At 46.9% G+C, this 5449-nt stretch carries 6 protein-coding genes; 5 read left to right on the top strand and 1 reads right to left on the bottom strand.

The features are described from left to right. The first annotated feature begins 160 nt into the window (after positions 1-160). The 4 genes from HQM11_21200 (at position 161) to gap (ending at position 4245) form a co-directional block, all read left to right on the top strand. Positions 161-1564 (top strand): response regulator, encoded by a 1404-nt coding sequence (locus HQM11_21200; protein ID MBF0353557.1) that lies wholly within the window; start codon positions 161-163, stop codon positions 1562-1564. Between the two features lie 204 nt (positions 1565-1768). Beyond that, positions 1769-2443 (top strand): ribose-5-phosphate isomerase RpiA, encoded by a 675-nt coding sequence (gene rpiA, locus HQM11_21195; GenBank protein ID MBF0353556.1) that lies wholly within the window; start codon positions 1769-1771, stop codon positions 2441-2443. Beyond that, complete coding sequence (locus HQM11_21190; GenBank protein MBF0353555.1) at positions 2433-3146, top strand: ribulose-phosphate 3-epimerase; 714 nt, start codon at positions 2433-2435, stop codon at positions 3144-3146. The genes rpiA and HQM11_21190 overlap by 11 nt, the downstream gene beginning before the upstream one ends. Positions 3147-3240: 94 nt before the next feature. Then, positions 3241-4245 carry a type I glyceraldehyde-3-phosphate dehydrogenase gene (gene gap / locus HQM11_21185; protein MBF0353554.1) on the top strand — a complete coding sequence of 335 codons (1005 nt, stop codon included), beginning with the start codon at positions 3241-3243 and terminating at the stop codon, positions 4243-4245. A 105-nt stretch (positions 4246-4350) separates the two neighbouring features. On the opposite strand, the gene HQM11_21180 is transcribed toward gap, so the two are convergent. Further along, positions 4351-4650 (bottom strand): hypothetical protein, encoded by a 300-nt coding sequence (locus HQM11_21180; protein ID MBF0353553.1) that lies wholly within the window; start codon positions 4648-4650, stop codon positions 4351-4353. A 192-nt stretch (positions 4651-4842) separates the two neighbouring features. Here HQM11_21180 and HQM11_21175 point away from each other — a divergent pair. Next, on the top strand, positions 4843-5449 hold a 607-nt coding region (locus HQM11_21175), incomplete at its 3' end, for a hypothetical protein (protein MBF0353552.1).

Below are 5449 nucleotides of genomic sequence, written 5' to 3'. Positions count from 1 at the left end.
GGAGTGTGGCCTTGGCTTCGGTGACGGCCTTAAAAAAGAATCAGGAATATCCAACCTGGTTTAAGCATCATGTCCTTGAGTTTAAACTGGTTGCGTAAAATACACCTGCACAGGTGGCAAAATTTCACGAAAAAAACTTCTCGGCAAGAGCGTTTTACAGATGTTTCCCGGTATAAAATCCTTTGGCTTGTTTGATGTGTTTCAGCGTGTTTGGAAATCGGGAATCCCTGAAAAACATCCGATTTCCAGCTATAAAGATGACCGCATTTTTGGATGGCGCGATAATTATGTGTACAAATTGCCTTCCGGGGAAGTGGTCGCACTTTATGACGATATCACCGCTGCCAAACAGGCAGAAGAAGAGTTGATTAAGGCAAAGGAAACCGCCGAGGCGGCACTGCTCACCAAATCCAGGTTTCTGGCCAACATGAGCCACGAACTCCGGACCCCCATGAACGGCGTGATCGGAACCGCCGAAATTCTTCAATACTCGCAACTGGATTCGAGTCAGCAGGAAATGGTAAAAACCATTCGTGTGTGTGGCGAACATCTGTTGAGCATCATCAACGACATTCTTGATTTTTCCAAATCCGAAGCCGGCGCCATCCAACTGGTGAGTGTTCCATTATCTCTCCGGAAGTGTTTGAACCAGACGCTGGACATGGTTGGAAAAAATATCAGCGGCAAGCCGGTTCATTTATCGTATGCCATTGATTCAGCCGTTTCGGATATGATCCAGGGGGATGTGACACGTCTGTGTCAAATTCTGATCAATCTGATTGGCAACTCCATCAAATTCACTCAACAGGGTGAGGTTAAAATTGGTCTAAAACTCCAGCCTGATACTCCATCCATGCTACTTTTCAGTGTGTATGACACCGGCATCGGCATGTCGTCAACCACACAACAAAATCTGTTTCAACCTTTTTCACAGGGCGATTCTTCCAGAACACGCAAATATGGTGGTACCGGTCTGGGCCTGGCCATCACCAAAAATTTGATAGAACTGATGGGCGGGGCGATCTGGGTTGACAGTGAAGAGGCCAAAGGGGCCACTTTTTATTTCACAATACCCTACAATCCGGTTGTTTCCAACGAACGATCTCCTGCCAAATCGAGTTCCTCTGTCGAGCCTCAAGCAGAAAAACCCGTGGAAGACTCAATTCCATTGGAAATTATGGTAGCGGAAGATGATATCGCCAATCAATATGTGATGCGGATCATGTTAAAAAAACTGGGTTATGAGGCACAGATGGTTTCCACCGGAATCGAAGTTATCAAAGAACTGGAACGCCACACGTATGATCTGATTTTCATGGATATGCAAATGCCTGAAATGAATGGCGTGGAAGCCACACGGGAAATTGTGCGGCGCTGGAATGTTGAACAGCGTCCGCGGATCATCGCCTTGACCGCCAACTACACGCAAAGTGATATGCGGGAATGTCTGGATGCGGGCATGGATGACTATCTAAGCAAGCCTGTTTTTCTTGAAACGCTTCATGAAAAGATACTCCAATGGGGCATTCCCCGGGCCACTATGGAACGGCAAAAAAATAAGTGAGCCTTCGTTGGTCTGTAGAGACGTGCTATAGCGCGTCTCTACGATTCTCAGGCAGAAGATTTTCTGGGAAAACTTCTGAATGTTATTCTTTTCACGATCCTTGTTCAGATTTGGCTTTCAAATACTTCCAGTATTTTCTAGTTTTTGGCTCGATGCTCTGATGGCATCGCCATGGATCCAACCTTTTCATTCAATACTGCAATTATGTCTGAACAGAAAAAGCGTGCGGCTGAAAAAGCCACAGAGTCTATCAAAACTGGCATGATCCTGGGTTTGGGAACAGGTTCCACTGCCGCTTATGCCGTAGCGAAAATCGGTCAAATGGTTCGGGACGGTCTGGCTGTCAAAGGCATTCCCACTTCTGAACAAACTCGTGTCCAGGCGGAAGCCGAAGGCATTCCCCTGATTGATTTCAGCGAAACCACAACCATTGATCTGACGATTGATGGCGCTGATGAAATTGATGGAAATTTCAACATGATCAAAGGTGGTGGCGGAGCCTTGTTTCGTGAAAAAATTGTGGCCTCCGCTTCACGTGAAGTGCTGATTGTGACAGACGCGTCAAAACGTGTGGCATGTCTGGGGAAATTTCCGTTGCCGGTAGAGGTGAGCCCGTTTGGATGGCAGGTTGTTGCCGGTAAACTGAAACGTCTGGGGGCCAACGATGTGAAATTGCGTACCAGAAACCAGACAGCAACGTTCATCAGCGACAATGGGAATTATATTCTTGATTGTCATTTTGAACAAATCCGGGACGTGCCGTTGCTGGAATCACAAATCAACCAGATTCCCGGGGTCGTGGTGAACGGACTGTTTGTCAATCTTGCCACACGCCTGATTATCGGCACGGACCAGGGAGTTGAAGTTTATGAGCGTTGATACGTCAAATGTGGTGATTGCTCCGTCTCTTCTCTCCGCGGATTTTGGGCGGGTCAATGAAGAAATCGCGGATGTCTGCAAAGCCGGTGCTTCGTGGATCCATCTGGATGTGATGGACGGGGTGTTTGTGCCCAACATCACCTTTGGTCCCAATGTCATGCGCTGTTTTAAAAAACCCGCAAATGCTGTGTTTGACGCGCATTTAATGATCACGGAACCGGAAAAACATGTGGAAGCGTTTGTCAAAGCCGGGGCCGATATCATTTCGGTTCATGCTGAGGCGACAGCGCATTTGCACTATGTTCTGCAAAAGATTAAAAACTGTGGCGCGCAGGCCGCTGTCGCGCTGAATCCCGCGACTCCGCTTGAAGTGCTTGACTATGTCTATGCGGATGTGGAAATGATTTTATTAATGTCCGTGAATCCCGGTTGGGGAGGACAAGCCTTGATTCCAGCCATCACTCAGAAAATCAGGACTCTGCGCCGGAAAATCAAAGAGCGCGGGCTGGATATCAAAATTCAGGTTGACGGAGGCCTCAACCTGAAAACAATCCGCAATGTGGTTGAAGCTGGTGCGACACATCTGGTCGCGGGCAACGCCATTTTTCATGAAGCATCCGGAGTTCAGGCTTATCAGGCCCGGATCGACGCACTGCTCCATGAAGCTCAGTTGGGATTGGTCAATCAAGGGCAGTTTGTTTAGTTTCAGGACGATGAGTCCCGGAATTTTTTAACAGGACCACAGGCATTTTAGCCGGTGATTCATACTGAACTCTCACTATCAATAAGGAAATACTATGGGAATTAAAATCGCGATTAATGGCTTTGGCAGAATTGGACGTTTAGTATTAAGAGCCGGTGTTGCCAACCCGAATCTGGAATTTGTCGCCATCAATGATCTTGTTCCAGCAGACAACCTGGCATACCTGCTCAAATACGATTCCACTCATGGAAACTTCAAGGGTGAAGTTTCTTCCGACAGTGATGGACTGATCGTCAATGGCAAACATATCAAGTGCGTCTCTGTGAGAAATCCCGCAGAATTACCATGGAAAGCACTGGGTGTTGATTATGTAGTGGAATCTACCGGACTATTCACCGATGTCGAAGGCGCTGGCAAACATCTGACCGCTGGAGCAAAAAAAGTCGTCATTTCCGCACCTGCCAAAGAAGGTATCAAAACCATTGTCATGGGTGTGAACGAAGGCAGTTATGCCAAAGAAGACAATATTGTTTCCAACGCGTCCTGCACCACCAATTGTCTGGCTCCTGTTGTCAAGGTTCTGCTGGATAAATTCGGAATTGAGGAAGGACTGATGACAACCATTCACTCGGTGACCGCCACACAACCAACTGTGGATGGTCCTTCCAAAAAAGATTTCCGTGGTGGCCGTGGTGGTTTCCAGAATATCATTCCTTCCTCTACTGGTGCGGCCAAAGCAGTGGCTTTGTGTATTCCCGCAGTGAAAGGAAAATTAACCGGGATGTCGTTCCGTGTGCCAACAGCGGATGTTTCTGTAGTGGATCTGACTGTGAAATTGAGCAAAGCTACCAGCATGAAAGAAATCAATGCGGCCATGAAAGCCGCGGCTGAGGGGCCAATGAAAGGTATTCTGCAATACACAGAAGATGCTGTGGTTTCCAGCGATTTCATTGGTTGTAAGGCATCCTCCATTTATGACGCTACCGCGGGAATTGAGTTGAATGACAAATTTTTCAAACTGGTTTCCTGGTATGACAACGAAATGGGTTATTCCAATCGTGTTCTGGATCTGATCCAGCACATGGCAAAAATCGGCTAACAGATGGCTGTTCCGGTAACGCGGCGCCAGCCTCGTTACCTCTAATCCTCAGGTCTGTAGAGACGCACGATCGCGCGTCTCTACGCATTTTCTGAGGAAATATTATTACTCCAGAGTGTCGCTCTCCAGTTCCCGTTCCAGATCTTCAAAGACCGAATCCCGTGTGTCCTCGTCCATAAACACCCAGATGCCGCATTCATGAAAATGGATCGCATGGAATGTCTGAAATTTTTCTTCTTCGTTGGTGAAGCCGCTGACCAGTTTGAGATGAAACGGATTTTCTTCGACAACCACTGTGGCTCTGTTGATTGCTGTGCACAGATCCAGATTCACCGTTGGATTGTAATAAACCCCCGAATTCAAATCAATTCGATCATATTCAAGGGCTGGACTTAAAAAATTCATAATACCTCCTCTTTATTTGGTTTCGAAAATGAATGATGACGAGCCTTTAACGATGGGTTTTATCAAGAAATTTTGGGGACCTTTCATTTTTCAGTTTACAGTTTTGTAAAAAACCTTTGGAGGTTGTATAACGTTGATTGGAACAAGGAATCCTGAGATTCATCAACGTAAACACACGCCAAAGGCAAAAACATGAAATTTGTAAGACGCATGGATTTAACCGCTCAAACACGTATTGATATTGCACTGCTGGCGATGGTTTGGCAAGGATGTTACGGGAAAATGACCCAAATTGCCCAACAGCACCACATATCAAGGACCTTTCTCTATCAATTGTTAGCGACCGCGAGTCTCCATTTGGCCGTGCTTTTCAGCGATAAACGGGAACTCCCGACGAAGGATCCCGGATCATTACACAAAATGATATTGCTGTTGAGACTGGAAGGTCACTGTTCTCTTCAGAGTATCTCCGACATTTTAAGGCAATTAGACCTGGCCCCGCATTCGGTGGGATACCTCAGTGAATTTCTCCAGCAAACCGGCCGTAGACTGCCTTCCACTCTGACCATGGCCTCCAAAAAATTTGTTTTTTATCTCAGTGATGAAATTTTCTCCATCAACGTGCCGTTGTTAGTGACCATTGACGCGCAAAGTACCGCTATCCTCAAAATTGAATTAGCCCGGGATCGTTCCGCGGAAACCTGGAAAACTCATTTTGAGAATCTGGAGGATCACCTCTTTGTCCCGCTGGGGATGGCCAGTGATCGCGGTTTAGGCCTGGTCCAGGGCTTTCATGCCG

This window comes from SAR324 cluster bacterium (assembly GCA_015232315.1).
Lineage (GTDB): Bacteria > SAR324 > SAR324 > SAR324 > NAC60-12 > JADFZZ01.
Note: the sequence above shows the minus strand (reverse complement) of the source record. Positions and strands in the feature narration are given on the sequence as shown.

Excerpts from the sequence above, each read along its gene's own strand:
- HQM11_21200 (MBF0353557.1), top strand. The coding sequence starts at position 161 with ATGTTTCCCGGTATAAAATCCTTTGGCTTGTTTGATGTGTTTCAGCGT.
- rpiA (MBF0353556.1), top strand. The coding sequence starts at position 1,769 with ATGTCTGAACAGAAAAAGCGTGCGGCTGAAAAAGCCACAGAGTCTATC.
- HQM11_21190 (MBF0353555.1), top strand. The coding sequence starts at position 2,433 with ATGAGCGTTGATACGTCAAATGTGGTGATTGCTCCGTCTCTTCTCTCC.
- gap (MBF0353554.1), top strand. The coding sequence starts at position 3,241 with ATGGGAATTAAAATCGCGATTAATGGCTTTGGCAGAATTGGACGTTTA.
- HQM11_21180 (MBF0353553.1), bottom strand. The coding sequence starts at position 4,650 with ATGAATTTTTTAAGTCCAGCCCTTGAATATGATCGAATTGATTTGAAT.